The organism is Erwinia sp. PPS120 (assembly GCF_047918655.1).
GTDB lineage: Bacteria > Pseudomonadota > Gammaproteobacteria > Enterobacterales > Enterobacteriaceae > Erwinia > Erwinia tasmaniensis_A.
Map to the genome: position 1 here is coordinate 1 of NZ_JBLREF010000003.1, position 16,432 is coordinate 16,432.

At 53.3% G+C, this 16,432-nt stretch carries 13 protein-coding genes; 7 read left to right on the plus strand and 6 right to left on the minus strand.

The window, feature by feature from the left end; translation table 11 throughout:
- The 5 genes from ACLRGG_RS01370 to ACLRGG_RS01390 all read left to right on the plus strand — a co-directional run.
- Positions 1–2,215 (plus strand): Ig-like domain-containing protein (locus ACLRGG_RS01370; RefSeq protein WP_416248069.1); only part of this gene is annotated, 2,215 nt, incomplete at its 5' end.
- A 77-nt stretch (positions 2,216–2,292) separates the two neighbouring features.
- Positions 2,293–3,324: a hypothetical protein gene (locus tag ACLRGG_RS01375; protein ID WP_416248070.1), complete on the plus strand. Its 1,032-nt coding sequence runs from the start codon at positions 2,293–2,295 to the stop codon at positions 3,322–3,324.
- Positions 3,325–3,599: 275 nt separating this feature from the next.
- Positions 3,600–4,811, plus strand: a complete 1,212-nt coding sequence (locus ACLRGG_RS01380; protein WP_416248071.1) for a DUF3440 domain-containing protein — start codon at positions 3,600–3,602, stop codon at positions 4,809–4,811.
- Entirely contained in the window at positions 4,808–5,428 is a 621-nt protein-coding gene (locus ACLRGG_RS01385; protein ID WP_416248072.1) for a ParB N-terminal domain-containing protein, read from the plus strand. Before ACLRGG_RS01380 ends, ACLRGG_RS01385 begins: the two co-directional genes overlap by 4 nt.
- A 583-nt stretch (positions 5,429–6,011) precedes the next feature.
- Positions 6,012–6,275: a DUF2931 family protein gene (locus ACLRGG_RS01390; RefSeq protein ID WP_416248073.1), complete on the plus strand. Its 264-nt coding sequence runs from the start codon at positions 6,012–6,014 to the stop codon at positions 6,273–6,275.
- On the opposite strand, the gene ACLRGG_RS01395 is transcribed toward ACLRGG_RS01390, so the two are convergent.
- Both ACLRGG_RS01395 and ACLRGG_RS01400 read right to left on the minus strand, forming a co-directional pair.
- On the minus strand, positions 6,272–7,993 hold the full coding sequence (locus tag ACLRGG_RS01395) for a penicillin-binding transpeptidase domain-containing protein (RefSeq protein WP_067708952.1): 1,722 nt from the start codon (positions 7,991–7,993) through the stop codon (positions 6,272–6,274). The two genes, ACLRGG_RS01390 and ACLRGG_RS01395, sit on opposite strands and share 4 nt — an antisense overlap.
- A gap of 263 nt (positions 7,994–8,256) precedes the next feature.
- Positions 8,257–10,536: a molybdopterin guanine dinucleotide-containing S/N-oxide reductase gene (locus ACLRGG_RS01400; RefSeq protein ID WP_416248074.1), complete on the minus strand. Its 2,280-nt coding sequence runs from the start codon at positions 10,534–10,536 to the stop codon at positions 8,257–8,259.
- A 253-nt stretch (positions 10,537–10,789) separates the two neighbouring features.
- Between ACLRGG_RS01400 and galR the strand changes: the two genes are divergently transcribed.
- Positions 10,790–11,791 (plus strand): HTH-type transcriptional regulator GalR, encoded by a 1,002-nt coding sequence (galR, locus tag ACLRGG_RS01405; protein ID WP_416248075.1) that lies wholly within the window; start codon positions 10,790–10,792, stop codon positions 11,789–11,791.
- A 28-nt stretch (positions 11,792–11,819) separates the two neighbouring features.
- On the opposite strand, the gene ACLRGG_RS01410 is transcribed toward galR, so the two are convergent.
- The 4 genes from ACLRGG_RS01410 to ACLRGG_RS01425 form a co-directional block, all read right to left on the minus strand.
- On the minus strand, positions 11,820–12,593 hold the full coding sequence (locus ACLRGG_RS01410; protein WP_416248076.1) for an FCD domain-containing protein: 774 nt from the start codon (positions 12,591–12,593) through the stop codon (positions 11,820–11,822).
- A 114-nt stretch (positions 12,594–12,707) separates the two neighbouring features.
- Positions 12,708–13,025, minus strand: coding sequence for a PTS sugar transporter subunit IIB (locus tag ACLRGG_RS01415; RefSeq protein WP_416248077.1), 318 nt, complete (start codon positions 13,023–13,025; stop codon positions 12,708–12,710).
- A 9-nt stretch (positions 13,026–13,034) separates the two neighbouring features.
- The gene (locus tag ACLRGG_RS01420; RefSeq protein ID WP_416248078.1) at positions 13,035–14,462 is read right to left on the minus strand and encodes a glycoside hydrolase family 1 protein; all 1,428 of its coding nucleotides are present in this window, start codon (positions 14,460–14,462) and stop codon (positions 13,035–13,037) included.
- 14 nt (positions 14,463–14,476) lie between these two features.
- The gene (locus tag ACLRGG_RS01425) at positions 14,477–15,805 is read right to left on the minus strand and encodes a PTS sugar transporter subunit IIC (RefSeq protein ID WP_416248079.1); all 1,329 of its coding nucleotides are present in this window, start codon (positions 15,803–15,805) and stop codon (positions 14,477–14,479) included.
- A gap of 185 nt (positions 15,806–15,990) precedes the next feature.
- Here ACLRGG_RS01425 and ACLRGG_RS01430 point away from each other — a divergent pair, with 185 nt between their 5' ends.
- Positions 15,991–16,329, plus strand: coding sequence for a PTS lactose/cellobiose transporter subunit IIA (locus ACLRGG_RS01430; RefSeq protein ID WP_416248080.1), 339 nt, complete (start codon positions 15,991–15,993; stop codon positions 16,327–16,329).
- Positions 16,330–16,432: the final 103 nt, after the last annotated feature.

The window sequence follows — 16,432 nt, forward strand, 5'->3', positions numbered from 1 at the left end:
TACCGTCACCAGCACCCTTGCAGCGGCCCAGGCGGTAAGCGCGACTCTCGGTAAGTCGTCCAGAACCGCGACCGTGACCTTTATCGCCGATGTCAGCACCGCGCAGGTCAGCGACCTGACGGTCAGCACCGATAACGTGCTGGCCAACGGTACGGACAGAGCACTCCTGCGCGTCACCGTTCAGGACCAGCATGGCAATCCGCTGGCCGATCAGAAGGTCGCCCTTACTGCCAAAGATAGCGGCATCACGCTCAGTGCTGCCAGCGTCACCACCATGAAGGACGGCACTGCCACCTTTACCGCCACCAGCACGCTTGCTGCGGCCCAGGAGGTCAGCGCGACCCTCGCTAACTCGTCCAGAACCGCGACGGTGACCTTTATCGCCGACGTCAGCACCGCTCAGGTCAGCGATCTGACCGTTACCACTGATAACGTGCTGGCCAACGGTAAAGCCAAAGCCGCACTGCGCCTCATCGTGCAGGATCAGCACGGCAACCCGCTGGCCGGTCAGAAGGTGACTCTCAGCACCAGGGATGAAAGTGTCATGCTCAGTGCTGCCAGCGTCACCACCGCGAAGGATGGTATCGCCACGTTTACCGCCACCAGCAGGCTTGCAGCGGCGCAGGCGGTGAGCGCGACCCTCGGTAACTCCTCCCGCAGCACGATGGTGACCTTTATCGCCGATGCCAGTACCGCGCGGGTTAGCGCTCTGAAGGTTACCTCCGATAATGTGCTCGCTAATGGCGAGGCGACAGCTGACCTGCGTGTCACCGTGCAGGACGAGCACGGTAACCCGCTGGTCGGTCAGAAGGTGACCCTCACTCACGATCAGGGTTTGACGCTCAGTGCGGACACCGTCACCACCGCGAAGGACGGTACCACTACCTTTACCGCCACCAGCACCATCGCGACGATTTACAACGTCGGTGCCACCCTCGGTGAATCGTCCAAAAATGTCACGGTGACCTTTATCGCCGATGTCAGCACCGCCCGGGTTAGCGCCCTGACGGTAATTACCGATAATGCGCTGGCCAACGGCACGGCCAAAGCGCAGCTCAGCGTCACGGTGCAGGACAAATACAGCAATCCACTGGCGGAACAGACTGTGGCCCTCACCGCCGGTATAGGCGCGACGCTTCGCGCTGCTGGCGTGGTGCTCAATACCGACACCGTCACTACCGCTAAGGATGGCACCGCCACCTTTACCGCCACCAGCTCCACCGCCGCCGCGTATGAGGTCAGAGCCACTCTCGGTAAATCGTTCCGCAACGCCAGGGTAACCTTCATTGCCGATGCCACGACCGCTCAGGTCAGCAGCCTGACGGTTACCACCGATAACGTGCTGGCCAATGGCAAAGCAATGGCTGCCCTTAGCGTCAAAGTTCAGGATAAAAACGGTAACCTTGTACCAAATCAAAAGGTAATACTTAGTTCCAAAGATAAAGGCATCACACTCAGCACTGACACCGTTATTACCGGTAAGGACGGCACCGCCACCTTTACCGCTACCAGCACGCTTGCTGCCACGTTGAAGGTCAGAGCCGCGATTGGTGAATCTTTCGCCGAAGCCGCGGTAACCTTTATCGCTGATGCCAGCACTGCCCAGGTCAGCGCCCTGGCGGTCACCAGCGATAACGCGCTGGCCGACGGCAAGGCGATGGGTGTACTGCTGGTCACCGTAGAAGATAAAAACGGTAACCGACTGGCCAATCAGGAGGTGACCCTCAGCGCCGAAGGTAAAAGCATCACCCTCAGCGCGGCCACAGTCACCACCGACAAGGACGGTACCGTTGCCTTCACGGCCACCACCACCACCGCGGCTAGTTACTCTGTCAAAGCGACACTCGGTAAATCGTCCCGCAGCACGACGGTGACCTTTATTGCCGGCGAGATAAGTAAAAAGTCCTCCTTCCATAGCGAAGTTCCTGTGGCAGCCGGAAATGGTCATGACACCATCAGCCTGGTTTTAAAAGCCTTTGATAACCACAACAACGCGGTTACCGGGAAAAAAATCGTATTTAAGTCGAAAAATATGCACAGCATTACGTTTAGCGCCGTCTCTGAAAAGGAGGGTGTCTACACCGTTCAGATTGCGTCAGATAAACCCGGCCGCGATGTCATTTCAGTCTGGCTGGATGGCGTCGCAATTGAAGAGATCAATCCCGTGAACATTGGTTTTTACCGCGCTGATTTTGTTATGAACATCAACAAATGATTTTTTGAACGCATAACAACGTTATATTTTTTAATGTCGATTCCCCAGGAGGGGGATCGACAAAGAGGAGTAGAATTTTGCGAACTAAAATAGTAAATCCAGTCACGATAACAGTATTCTTTTTAGCCATCTCCGGCATTCATCATGCACAGGCTTTGAGCTGTAAACTCAGTGCTAACTCGCTAATTACTGAGCCCGTTGAGCTCGATAATTTAATCTTCCTTTCTGGAACAAAGATTGGTGAAAGAATCTGGAATTCTCCTGTCTTTACCAGAAATATAAGCTGCTCCAGTCGAATATCGGAATATGTTTATATTTATCCTTACCCTAAAAGATCAACTGAGACCTTACCGAAGGGTGTAAAAATGGGTTTAATTTTTGACGGTACAGATATGGGGACATTTGACCTGACCAGTACACCTGAAAGTGGAAAGAAAATTACCAATTGGTATATCAATGCTACCACTACTAATAGAACAATGACTTTCCAGGCCTATCTTGTAAAAGTGGGGGATATTAACACCTCTCAGGTCTCTAAGGGTGTGACGCTGTTCCAACTTGATGGCGAGATGGGATTGAATAGTACTCCAAATTCCAATTACAACCTTAATATAAGAGGATGGGAAAAAGCCGGCACGCTAACCTGTAAAAAAGAGTTCAAAAACACCAGCTTCACGCTCGGTAAAATTGACACGCTTAAAGCCATGAATCATTCAACACAGCTTAAGAATGGAACGGTTCTTATCGACGCTGTCTGCTCCAGCACAACGAACAATATTGTTAATGCAGCTAAAAAATTACAGGGTACACTGAAATTAACTGGAAGCAGTGCCAAAGATGGCACGCAGGCGTTTTCCTCTCAGTTAGATACGGCAAACTTAGGGGTATCCCTAAATGGAACTGCCGTTACGCCGGGCAAAGAAATTCCTTTTGCTATTCCTCTCAGTGCGGGGAAAGGTAGCCTCGTACTTCCTTTAACCTTCACTCCGAGGATTGCTAAAATCCCCCAAACGCCGGGCGAGCCTGCATGGCTTTTCAAAGAGAGTGATGAGGCCGCTAAAATTACAATAGATTTCTTGTTTAACCCTACCCTTGTAACCACTCAATAACATCGCCAGATCCTCTCGTAAAAAGGCCCAGTGCCATATTAGCTAAGCGTAACATGCTTAGCTAACGTATTATTATTACGATAACATCAAAAATAGTATCATTGCGCTATCGACGAGGCAGGATAAATAATTACGCCTCTCTTTGTATGGGCAGCCATTTTAGGCTGTACGTTACCATCTTAGTTTGATATAACAAACTGGTTGTTATGATCATTCATTTTCCGCAGCCTCATTACAAAATTAATAACTCATAATTAATCAGTTCATCAGGGAATATGATGAAAACGATACCATTAGGGAAGAGCGTTTTTAACGCCACAGTGGAAAGAACAAACTGGTTATTTGATACTTTCCCATCCGTTTGCCTTTTTTTTTCAGGAGGTAAGAACTCATCAGTATTATTACACATTACAGCCGATATTGCCCGGAGCCTGAAGCGAAAGTTCACTGTTCTTTTCATTGATTGGGAAGTCCAGTACTCCGACACTATCACGCATGTTTCCCGCATGAAAACATGCTATTCCGACGTTATAGAAAAGTTTTATTGGGTAGCGCTGCCAATGACAGCCCTGAATAGCACTTCTCAACATCAGCCGCTGTGGCTACCCTGGGATAGAACTGTCGAATGGGTCAGGCACCCTCCCCTGGATGCCATTACTGATGAGAGTTTCTTCCCCTTTTATTATTATGGAATGGACTGCGAAGAGTTCGTTGCTAAGTTCGGAAAATGGTTTGCAAATAATGCCTCAGCAGTGATACTGATGGGTATCCGGACCGAAGACTCGCTTAATTGCTACAGGACTATTACCTCGGGCAGAAAAATGCGATTCATGGATGATAAACCGTGGACAACAGCTTCAAAATTCGGTTTTTGCTATTATGCCTACCCCCTATACGACTGGAAAATAAAGGATATCTGGCTTTATTACTTCAGAGAAAAAAAACCTTTTAATCCTGTTTATGAGCAAATGTATAAGGCAGGGGTTTCACCTAAAAATATGCGCATTTCAGTGCCTTATGCTGGAGCTCAGCGACAGAATCTATGGTTGCTCGCGGTTGTGGATCCCGGCATCTGGAGTAAGGCCAGCAAACGGGTTATGGGTGCCAGCACGGGTGCATTATATGGTAGAAAAAAATCACCATTTTATGCACAAAAAGATTTTGCAAAGCCTAAAAATTTGAGCTGGAAGGCGTATGCATTACTGCTAATAAAAACGCTTCCTCCTACTACCGCTGAGCACTATCGCAACAAAATATTCGTTTATCTTAGCTGTTACCAAAAAAAAGGCTTTCCCGATAGTATTCCTGAAGAACAGGAGTACGATCTTGGACTGAAGGACATCCCCTCATGGAAAAGAATATGTAGCTGTATCTTAAAAAATGACTACTGGTGCCGCACTTTGTCATTCAGCCCAACTAAAATTTCGACCTACGCCACATACAGCAAACGGATTAAAGCAAAAAGAGAAAAATGGAGGTTGTTATGAATATTGAAAAAATCACCTTTCTGATAAATAAATATTTTGCCAATATCTCATTTGAGGACCGTATTGATAGCTTGAATGCGATCCGCGGAACGCTATCAAAACACAGTCCTTTTCAGCACCACCCGGTCGACTCTATAAAATGGGTTAAGATGAGCGATATTGAATTAAATAACTACAACCCCAATAAGATTTCTCCTCATGAATTCAGCCTCCTGCGCGTTAGCCTGCTACGTAATGGCTATACTCAGCCGGTGATCGTGCATGAGGAAAATAATAAATATATCGTTATCGATGGAGAACATCGCTTCAGGTTAGGGATGGAAACGCCTGAGCTCCAGAAATCGCTACACGGCTATATCCCCGTTGCTAAAATTAGTGACATTCATTTGCAGGAAAGAATGGCAGCCACTATCCGGCACAATCGTGCTCGCGGGTTAAGCTCGGTACAGGGAATGACCGAAATCGTGGTCAGCCTGAGCAACAAAGGGTGGGATGATGAAAAGATTTCCCGCGAACTGGGTATGCAAGAGGATGAAATTCTGCGGCTAAAACAGCTCTCAGGACTGGAAGAATTATTCCGGAATGATGATTATACCGAGGCATGGACCATCACTTAGCAGCTGTTTATCCCTTACAGGCGCCGCCAGGAAAACGGAAATACCCATCACTGAACCTGTATCTTATACAGGTACTATCCAGTGAGCGTAACTTAAGGCATTTCCTGCTTCCAGCTTAAGATTGGTCAGGTAGGCGCATTCAGCCTTAACACATTGCGCGAAGATATTCAGGTGGTATATCCGCGATGTAAACTGTTCATCCGCCCGGCTGAATAAGAAATCCCCCCCCCCCGTAATAAACCTTAAGAGAAAGGGGTTTTATGTGGCGGAAAGAACTGGATGATATTGGTCTCGGGCCTCACGTAGACAGAACGACAACGGGTACAAAGCGCGTATGCCCGCCGACCGGTACGGTACGCTAAAATATGTAGCGGTGCGGCTGCGGTTATTGATCGTCCGACGCGTAACGACTGGTCAAAATGGTGCTGCGGGTGATGCCCGATGCGGCACAGGATGCAGGCGTGGTGTTTAATCCTGTTCGGGATACAAATGCAGAGTTAAGACTTCGTTCAGAACTCAATAGTCTGTGTGAAGTAGCGATATCGATGGGGCGTGCCGCCGTGGCGGTCAGTTTAGGATATGGATGGAAATAATCCGCAAGATGGGACTTGTTTTGATGCTGATTCTGACAGCCTGTCACAGTGTGGGCGGGAACCGTTCCACAGCCGCCAAAAACGATCCCCCAGAGAGTGGACCTTCGATTTTTTTACGCCATTACGTTAAACGTCCTGCCCGGCATATTATTTTTTGCCGGGGCTCGGTAATCGATAAAAAAGTGTATGAGACCCACCTGACGATCCCTAAACCCGTTCTGGAAAAAATGCTCAGGCCGGGCGCCGCCCCTTAACCACTATGTGTAGAGTAAAGCGCATCCGGCGCCACATTCATATGCTTGAGCACCGGCCCGATAATATTGCCGAATACCGGGGCAGCAACCGACCCACCAAAGTGATCGCCCGCTGTCGGGTGGTTGATCATAATCACCAGCGCCACCTGGGGGTTGCTGGCCGGAGCCACGCCCGCCGTGTAGTTAATGTAGCCGCCGTCATATTTGCCGCTGGCCCCCATTTTCTCTGCCGTACCGGTTTTGATTGCCAGACGATAGCCCGGCACGGCGGCACGTACCCCGCTTCCGCCCGGCAGCGCATCACTCTCCATCATATGCACTACCGAACGCACCGTATCCTCGTCGGCCACGCGCGTACCCATTACCGGCGGCGTTACCTTAGTGATGGAAAGAGGTCGGTAGATGCCAAATGACCCAAGCGTGGCGTACTCACGGGCGATCTGTAACGGCGTGACGCGCAGGCCGTAGCCAAATGAAAAAGTTGCCCGTTCAATATCCGCCCAGCGTTCGCGGTGCCGCGGAAAATAGCCCACGCTCTCCCCCGTCAGCCCCAGATCGGTAGGCTTCCCCAGCCCAAAAGAGCTGAAGGTGTTAACCAGTACTTCAGCAGGCATTGCCAGGGCAATATGGGATACGCCGATATCGCTCGATTTCTGCAGGATGCCGGTCATGGTAAGGCGCGGCCAGTGCCCCACGTCACGTATCAGGTGACCGTTAACGCGATAAGGTGTGGTATCCAGGACCGAATCGGGCCTGACCAGCTTGCGTATCAGCCCTTCCATCACCACCAGCGGCTTAACGGTCGAGCCGGGTTCATAACTGTCATTGATGGCGGTATTGCGCATCTGGTTAGGTGACACGTCGACAAAATTATTGGGGTTGAATGACGGATAGGAGGCCATCCCGAGAATTTCTCCGGTATCGACTTTGATCAGCACCGCCGCCCCGGAATCCGCCTTATTCAGCAGCACGCCGTCGCGAAGGCGGGTATAGAGCGTGTACTGATCGAATTTATCGATACTGAGCTGAACCGTTGGCGGCTGGCGGGGTGGCTCATAGTTAATCATCGCCACGATATTGCCGTGGGCGTCCTGACGATATTTTTCGCTGCCCGCCGTCCCCTGGAGCACTTTATTAAAGCCTTTTTCCAGCCCTGTCAGCCCGCTGTTGTCCGCGCCAACAATGCCAAGCAGCGGTGCCGTGGCATCGCTCATAGGATAAAAACGGCTGTCGTTATAGACGGTAGAGATGCCGGTCAGGTGCAGTTTCGCGATGTCCCGGGCAATACCCAGCTCAATTTTATGCCCCAGATAAAGAAAGCGCCGGTTGGGATTGGCATTAATCTGCTGGGCTATCTGTTCTGGCCGCTGGCCGAGCGCGTTAGAGAGATATTCCCATTTGGCGCTGGTGAAATCGGGATGCGCTTCCAGCACGCGCTGCGGGTCGGCAATAATATCGCGCGAAGGGACGCTAAGCGCCAGCGCTTCGCCGTTACGATCCAGCAGCGTCCCCCGGTTGGTGGGGATAGCAACGGTACGCAGCGAGCGTTCATCCGCCTGCTTTTCCAGCATTGGATGATTAATAAGCTGCAAATCACCGACCCACGCCAGCAGCAGCACCAGGCAGCCAAGGACGCCGAGACAAATTATACGAAAGCGAAGGGGATGAAACGGCGTTTTAGCCAGATCTTTAGCCAGTGTTTTTTTTATGCGGGACATGAATTATCTGCTGATTTCTGCTGGGCAACTGGCTGGGAGTTATACAAAAAATGCCGGGGAGATAACAGGGAAACTGTGTTTCAGATCGTGATTGGCGCGAAAAAAAACCTGCGCATCTGCGCAGGTCGGTGAAAGAAAAGCATAAGAACTTTGATGTTCACCCATCAATACCTCTGGGATATAAACTGTACCAAGGTGGCCGCGCCCGCCGCCAGCCAGCATTCGCAACAGTTACCCGCAAAATGTAACCAGCCATGAGTTTCTTAGGCTGTTTTGCAATCTTTCGCCAGACGGATCTCCACCAGGCAGCTCATCGCATTAGGCCCCTGAGTGAGCGATGAGGTTCCGATGTCCAGCGTCAGAACATTTGGATTTCCCGCACGGTCGTAAGGCTCCCATGCTTTGCCAAACCCCGGATCGAACCAGGCACCGGTCGCGATCAGCACCACGCTGCGGCAGACGCCCTCAGTCAGCCTTACTCCTGCCAGCATTCTGCCGCGATCGTTGCTAACCTCAATGACGTCGCCATCGGCGATGCCGCGCGCGGCAGCATCCTCAGGGTGCATCCACAGCGTTTCATGCCCGGCCGTTTTGTTTGCCTGCACCGACGGCGTGGCATCCATCTGGCTATGAAGTCGATCGGCGGGCTGAACAGAGATCATATGCAGAGGGAAACGCCGACCGATTTCTGCCCCCAGCCATTCTTCCGGCGGCCGCCATTCAGGATGCGGAGCAAAGTCGTCCAGCTGATAACCGGCAATCGTCTCGCTAAATAACTCAATTTTTCCGCTGGCGGTTTTGATCGGGCTGGCCTGCGGGTCATCACGAAACGCTTCCATAAAGACAAAGGGCTTCTCCCCCTCAGGCACTTCGACGTAGCCCTTTTCCCAAAAGGTCTGAAACTCTGGCCAGTGAACGCCTTTTCGCTGGTGGGCGACGGCACACTGCTGGTAAAGATGTTCAATCCACTGCGCTTCATTGCGGTTTTCGGTAAAGGTCTCGCGATAGCCCAGCCGCCCGGCGAGATCGGCAAAAATATCAAAATCGTTTCGGGCCTGATGCTGCGGTTTAATGGCCTGATGCATCGCCAGCACAAAGCGATCGCGGGAAGAACCGCCGATATCATTACGCTCAAGCGAGGTGGTGACCGGCAGCACAATATCGGCCATCCGGGCCGCCGGCGTCCAGACTATGTCCTGTACGATGACCGTATCGGGCCGCTGCCAGCCAGCCACCAGCCGGTTAAGCTGCTGATGATGATGAAAAGGGTTACCGCCTGCCCAGTGAACCAGATGAATATCCGGATAGGTGTGCGTTTCCCCCTGGAACCTATAGGGTTCGCCGGGATGCAGCAGCATATCGCTGATACGCGCAACGGGGATTGACCGGTCGGCGACCGGGTTAATCCCGGTAGACATCAGCGGTGCTGGTCCTTCTATACGCGGGTTACCGACGCTATTCATTGAGCCATGACCAAAGGAGAAACCCGCACCCGGCAGGCCAGGCTGGCCGAGCATGGAAGAGAGCGCAATCATCATCCAGTAGGGCTGTTCGCCGCGGTGTGCACGCTGAACCGAATAGGAACAGGTGATAAAGCTGCGTTTGCCTGTGAGCTGTTTAGCCAGCTGCTGAATTCGCTGAGCGGGGATCCCGGTTATCTCACTGGCCCACTGCGGCGTTTTCGGCGTGCCGTCGCTCTCGCCCCGCAGGTAACGGCGCAGCTGTGGATAACCCACGCAGTGGGAGTGCAGGAATGCCGTATCCACGGCGTTAAGCCGTTCGATTTCAAAGGCCATGGCCAGCATCAGCGCCACATCGGTATTGGGACGGATAGGGATCCATTCGGCGTTGACGAACGCCGGGCAGTCATCGCGCATCGGGCTGATATTGATAACCGTCGTGCCTTTCGCCGCCAGCGCCATCAGCGCCGGTTTCAAACTGTGCTGCCCCGCTCCACCGGACGCAACCTGACCGTTTTTCAGCGCCAGACCACCAAAAGCGATAAATATCTCACAGTGCTCAATGACGCTGGGCCAGTCGGTGACGCGCCCGGTAAGCGGCATATAGGTGCCGATCACATAGGGCAGAAAGAACTGCGCCGCGCCCCAGCTGTAGTTGCCCAGCTGGTCGATACCGCCGCCGCCGGTAAAGTAGAAGCGGCGGATCAGCGTGCGGGCATGGTTGACCCGCCCTGCTGAGGACCAGCCGTAGGATCCGGTAAAAATGCCCTCTGCACCGTGGCGATCGCGTACCCGACGGTTCTCTTCCGCTACCAGGTCAAGGGCGGTATCCCAGTCCACTTCAACAAAGTCTTCACGCCCGCGCAGCGTCCTGTCACTATTTTCACGCGAGTGGAGCCACGAACGGCGCACCATTGGCCGGCGAATGCGCTTATCGGAGTAGACCAGCTCCGGGATGCTGTTAAGCATGGGTGACGGGTCCTGGTCAGCAAAAAAGGGTTCGCAGCGCAGCAGTTTCCCCTCTTCCACGATGGCGTTAAAGGCGCCCCAGTGGGCAAGGTGCGGCACTTTTTTTTGGGTCATATCGGGTCCGGCAGGCGTTTTTTATGGAAAGTCAGGGTAGCATTTTTTCATGCTATTGCGCTTTTGAGATGGACAATTTATCACACGGGCAAATTCTGCCCGATGGCATCTCACTTTCCAACCAGCGGATCTCTCCACCAGCAGAATTTACTCTGCTTTGCGACGGCGCTGGCATTCTGTGTGCTTGAAGTCACAGGGGATTTCCGCAACACTTAGGATAATGTAACCGCTTACCCAGGAAGGCTCAGAACCTATGGCTACCATAAAGGATGTTGCCAGACTTGCGGGCGTTTCCGTCGCTACGGTTTCCCGCGTGATCAACCACTCTCCTAAAGCCAGTGAGCACTCCCGCCAGGCGGTAAACAGCGCCATGGCTCAGCTCCAGTACCATCCTAACGCCAACGCGCGTGCGCTGGCCCAGCAGTCAACGGAAACCATGGGGCTGGTTGTGGGGGATGTCTCGGACCCGTTTTTCGGCGCGATGGTAAAAGCGGTAGAGGAAGTCGCCTACGATACCGGCAACTTTTTGCTGATTGGTAACGGTTACCATAATGAGCAGAAAGAGCGGCAGGCGATTGAACAGCTAATCCGCCACCGCTGCGGGGCACTGGTCGTTCATGCCAAGAAGATTGCGGACGATGAACTGATCCCGCTGATGCAGCAAATTCCCGGTATGGTGCTGATTAACCGCGCCCTGCCCGGCTTTGAACAGCGCTGTATTGCCCTCGACGACCGCTATGGTTCCTGGCTGGCGACCCGACATCTGATCCAGCAGGGCCACCAGAACATCGCCTATCTCTGTTCTACGCATCCTATTTCGGATTCGGATGACCGCCTGCAGGGCTATTACGATGCGCTGAAAGAGCATAATCTTCCCTGCAACGATCGGCTGGTCGCGCTGGGGGAGCCCGATGAAATCGGCGGCGAGCAGGCGATGACCGAACTGTTAGGACGCGGTAAACCCTTTACCGCCGTGGCCTGCTATAACGATTCGATGGCGGCGGGCGCGCTGGCAGTGCTGAGTGATAATAGCGTGCGGGTGCCGGAAGAGATGTCGCTGATTGGCTTTGATGACGTGCTGGTTTCCCGCTATGTCCGGCCCCGCCTGACCACGGTACGCTATCCGATTGTTACCATGGCGCAGCAGGCGGCGGCGCTGGCGTTAGCGCTGGCTAACAAGCAGCCGCTACCGGAGGTCACCAATATGTTCAGCCCGACGCTGGTCCGTCGCCATTCGGTGGGCTCGCCCACCTGAAGCAGGCGACATTACCGCCGCCCGTGAGCTACACCAGCTTTCCCTGAAAAATCGGGACGGATTCAAAAAGATAGCCGTCAAAGTCTGGCGCATCTGCGTCTGAGAGTTCGAGCAGGGAATGTTTAACGTTTTCCAGGTGCTGCCACATTGCCTGCCAGGCTCCCATTACGTCGCGCCGCCGCAGCGCGGCCAGAATGGTCTGGTGGTCACCCAGCCACTTCAGCCGATAGCTGCGCGTCTCAATATGGCTGCGCAGCTGGGACCACAGCGGGCTGTTTTCATGATGGCGCCAGATACTGGTGACGGTATCCAGCAGCATCTGATTCTGCGTCGCCCCCGCCAGCAGCAGGTGGAACACTTTGTCGTTATCCTGGCTGGTATCATTCACCGCAATCGCCTTCTGCTCCTGCTCCAGAATACGCTTAAGATTTTCGATGTCCGCCTTGGTCGCCATCTTAGCGGCAAAGGCGGCAATATTGCTTTCAAGCAGCTGGCGCGCCTGGAGCATTTCAAACGGCCCGACGTCACTGCGGAAGAATGCCTCCTCTTCATCGCTGCTTTGCGAAGGAATACGCATCACATATACGCCCGAACTTTGCCGAATATCCACCGTGCCTTCCAGCTCCAGCATCAGCAGCGCTTCGCGCACGATGGTGCGGCTGACGCCCCAGGTTTCTGCGATATGACGTTCAGGCGGCAGCCGGGAACCGACCGCATACTGACCATCACTTATTTGCTGACGCAGATGCTGCCCAATTTCCTGATACTGTTTCTTTTCTTGCCCCGGCACGCCCTTTTCCACTCATTCACCCTTAACGCATTAACGATCATGGTCATCCCGCCGTCCAGTTACGCAGCGCGGGTCTTCTGTGCTCCACCGGAGGACAGAAGACCCGCCATCGACGAGTTAATCGGATCAGTTTACCAAAGCCAGCGCCTGATCGAGTACTTTTGCGCCGTTAAGCGTGCCATAGGCGACGGAATCAATCACCGCAATCGGGATTTGATAGCTGTCGGTGAGCCTGCGGTTCTCTTCCAGCTTAAAGCGCACCTGGGGGCCAAGCAGTACCACCGCCACCTCGCTGGCGCAGTTTTCCAGTTCGTCACGCAAATTCTGTTCAGGAATGGCATAGATGCGGTATTCCAGCCCCCGCGTCGTCGCCTCTTTTTCCATCCGGGTCACCACCATTGAGGTGGACATTCCTGCCGCGCAGGCCAGTAGGATACGTTTCATTGAACTCCCCTATTTCATTTCATCATCAAGGTTGACCATCAGCTGGCGTGAATTGCGCAGGCGTCGGTACCAGTGGGCCGATTTTTTCATCCGGCGAGCGCGATTATCCTCAAGATCAATCTCAATCAGACCGTAGCGATTTTTAAAGGCATTCATCGGTGAAACATTGTCGGTAAACGCCCACAGCATATAGCCCTGGCAGTTTGTCCCCTCTGCCCGCGCTTTTAGCGTTTGGTAAAGATGTTCGGTGATAAATTCAATTCGGTAATCATCCTGAATTTCGCCGTCCGCATTTTTGAACTGCGCTTCATTTTCTATGCCCATTCCGCTTTCGGCTACGAACCAGGGAATATTGCCGTACTCATTTTTTAACCTCATCGCCATGTCATAAATGATGCGCGGCTGAATCTCCCAGCCGCGGGATTTATTCATGCGGCGGCCCGGCAGCTCGAAGTGCTCGTAGTAAAAGGCCGGGTGAAACGGCGTTTCAGGGTGCCAGGCGCGTGAGGGAGCCTTAACCCGGTGCGGATAGTAGAGATTGATCCCCACCTCATCGACGCGGTTTTCTGCGATCAGCTGTAGCTCATCCGGGGTGTAATCCCAGCGGACCTGATGTTTCGCCAGCAGCGCGATCAATTCGGCGGGATACGCCCCCAGGATAGCCGGATCGAGGAATACCCGGTTATAAAACAGATCGTAGCGCTCAGCCGCCAGCACGTCATGTGGCGCGCGGGAGCGCGGGTAGGTCACCTCCGGATTGAGGATGGTGCCTATCGTGCCACGATAGCCCTTTTCCCGGAAGAGCTTCACCACTTTGGCGGTCGCCAGATTTTTATGGTGATTCCACTGCATCCATTTTGCGGTGTTTTGCTCGTAGGGCCAGCGGATAGCGTCAAGGTAGACGCGGGTTTGCACCACTATTGGCTCATTAAAAGTAAACCAGCGCGTTACCTTTTCGGCATAGCGCTCAAAGACCTTACCGGCATAGCGCAGGTAAAGCTCCACCACCTGTTTTGCTCCCCAGCCGCCATATTTTTCCATCAGCACGGCGGGCAGTTCGTAATGCTCAAGGCAAAGCATGACCTCAATCCCCTGCGCCTGCATTTCATTAATCAGGCTGTCGTAGTAGGCCGCATACTCTTCATCGACGACGGCATTCTCATAATCGGTGATAAAGCGGGACCAGTTGATCGAGGTACGATAGTGCGTCAGTCCGGCTGCCTTCATCAGTGCGACATCTTCTTTATAGCGGTTGATAAAATCCGTCGCGACCGCTGGCCCGTAGCCGTTGTGCCAGACGTGGCGGTCATTTTTATACCAGGCGTCCAGGTATGAATCCTGCCCGGCTTTTTTGCCGCTCCAGCCTTCGGTCTGCCAGGCAGAGGCGGCGGCCCCCAGAATAAAGTCGTCCGGCAGCGTGATAATAACGGTGCTCATTTTTTTTCCTCAGGTTAGCGCTGTTCAGCCGAAATCAGCGTTGATTCCGCCGCTTCGGCGCGGCGTGCAGCGATTCTTACAAAGGGCAGATAGACCAGTACCGACACGGCGATGCAGAGTATCTGGGTCACTACCGCGCCCATGGATCCGGCGGTAGAGAGCCAGGCGTTGATGATTGGCGGTGTGGTCCAGGGCACCATCACCACCGCCTTCCCGGCAAAGCCCAAAGACGTCGCAAAGTAGCCAATCGAGCCGGTGATAAGCGGCGTGATAATAAAAGGGATAGCGAGGATCGGATTCAGCATGATGGGCATCCCAAAGATGACCGGCTCATTGATGTTAAACAGCCCCGGGCCAAATGAGAGCTTGGCAATTTCGCGCATCTCTTTTCGCCGCGTGGCGAGCATTACCGCGCTAAGCAGACCGAGGGTCAGGCCGGATCCACCGATGCTCATATAGACATCCCAGAACGGCATGGTGATGATATTTGGCACCTCTTTGCCCTGCTCAAAGGCATTCATATTGACCAGAATAGCTCCCAGCAGCAGCGGTTCACGGATAGGCTTAACCATCTGATTTCCGTGAATGCCGATCACCCAGAACAGCTGAGCCACAAACATCAGCAGCAGAATGCCCCACAGGCTTTGCACCACCGATTCCAGCGGCTCCTGCACGACCTTATAAACGGCGTCGTAGAGATACATGCCGGTGACGGAGTGGAAGATAAAGCCAAAGGTCGCGACGGCGGAGACGGTGATAATGGCCGGTATCAGGGCGGAAAATGAGGCCGCCACGTTGGGGGGGACGGTATCCGGCATCTTTATCTTTAGCCGGTCGATATTTTCCAGTCGACAATAAATTTCAACGGAAAGGATGGCGATAAACATGCCGAGGAACAGGCTTTTGGTGTCCGAAAATTGTTTGGCAAGCACGTCGGTCACCACGTGCATTTGCCCCTCAACCAGCATGGAAAGCGTGGTGGGCGTGACGGCAATAAAGCAGATAATCGCCAGCAGGCCAGGGAACAGGGTTTTGATGCCGTTAATTTTGCCTAATTCAATCCCGATCAGAAATACCGCGCCAATGTTCAGGAAGCTGAGGGTGGCGTAATTGATGCTGGTCGTTATCGGTTTCAGATCGGCCAGGAAAGCCAGCGCCTGAAAGCTCGCCAGCCCATTTTTACCATCCAGAACCATATTGGAGATCAGCACTGAAAAGGCACCTACGATAATAACGGGCATCAGGGTGATAAACGAGGCCTTGATCGCCATGATGTAGCGATAGCTGTTAAAACGGGTGGCGAAACTCCCCAGTGAGTCAATAAGCCGATCCTGTAAAGACATGCGTCGTACCTCAGAAGTAAGTGGTCAGGCATCCCAATTCTTTTGCTGACGAAATTGCGTTCTCGTGGCATACCAAAACTAGCAAAATACCCTTAACTTTCTGTGATTCGCTTCTCAGAAGCGTACATTGGCATTCCGATAGACTGTCAGTACGCTTTTTGGCATACCAATAATCGGAGGCAGTGATGGATTTTGAACAGACGATGATGGAGCTGTTGATCAATGCGGGCGAGGCGCGCTCCCATGCGATGAGCGCAATACAGTTCGCCCGCCAGCGCAACTGGCAGCAGGCCGATAACGCGCTGGCAGCCTCACTGGCGGCGTCGAAGCAGGCACATCATATTCAGACCCAGCTTATTGGCGCAGATGAGGGCTGCGGTAAGGTGCCGGTCACGCTGATCCTCGTTCACGCGCAGGATCATCTGATGAATGCCATGCTGTGCCGCGATCTGGCGGAGGAGCTGGTGATGTTGAGAAAGGAGCTGGCAGGCGTGGCAGTTCAGGAATCCGGACTTGCTGGCTGACGGGCCCGGGAAAAGAGAGAGGTAAACCGCACGGGGCAGTGAGTACGGCGGCGGGAAGAGGCCGTTATGGCACAGACGGGCTATAACGTACTGCTGCGTGATT

What these genes read in the sequence shown, in the direction of transcription:
- ACLRGG_RS01385 (WP_416248072.1), top strand. Translation starts at nt 4,808, where the DNA reads ATGAATATTGAAAAAATCACCTTTCTGATAAATAAATATTTTGCCAAT.
- ACLRGG_RS01380 (WP_416248071.1), top strand. Translation starts at nt 3,600, where the DNA reads ATGATGAAAACGATACCATTAGGGAAGAGCGTTTTTAACGCCACAGTG.
- ACLRGG_RS01420 (WP_416248078.1), bottom strand. Translation starts at nt 14,462, where the DNA reads ATGAGCACCGTTATTATCACGCTGCCGGACGACTTTATTCTGGGGGCC.
- ACLRGG_RS01390 (WP_416248073.1), top strand. Translation starts at nt 6,012, where the DNA reads ATGGAAATAATCCGCAAGATGGGACTTGTTTTGATGCTGATTCTGACA.
- ACLRGG_RS01415 (WP_416248077.1), bottom strand. Translation starts at nt 13,025, where the DNA reads ATGAAACGTATCCTACTGGCCTGCGCGGCAGGAATGTCCACCTCAATG.
- ACLRGG_RS01400 (WP_416248074.1), bottom strand. Translation starts at nt 10,536, where the DNA reads ATGACCCAAAAAAAAGTGCCGCACCTTGCCCACTGGGGCGCCTTTAAC.
- ACLRGG_RS01425 (WP_416248079.1), bottom strand. Translation starts at nt 15,805, where the DNA reads ATGTCTTTACAGGATCGGCTTATTGACTCACTGGGGAGTTTCGCCACC.
- ACLRGG_RS01430 (WP_416248080.1), top strand. Translation starts at nt 15,991, where the DNA reads ATGGATTTTGAACAGACGATGATGGAGCTGTTGATCAATGCGGGCGAG.
- galR (WP_416248075.1), top strand. Translation starts at nt 10,790, where the DNA reads ATGGCTACCATAAAGGATGTTGCCAGACTTGCGGGCGTTTCCGTCGCT.
- ACLRGG_RS01395 (WP_067708952.1), bottom strand. Translation starts at nt 7,993, where the DNA reads ATGTCCCGCATAAAAAAAACACTGGCTAAAGATCTGGCTAAAACGCCG.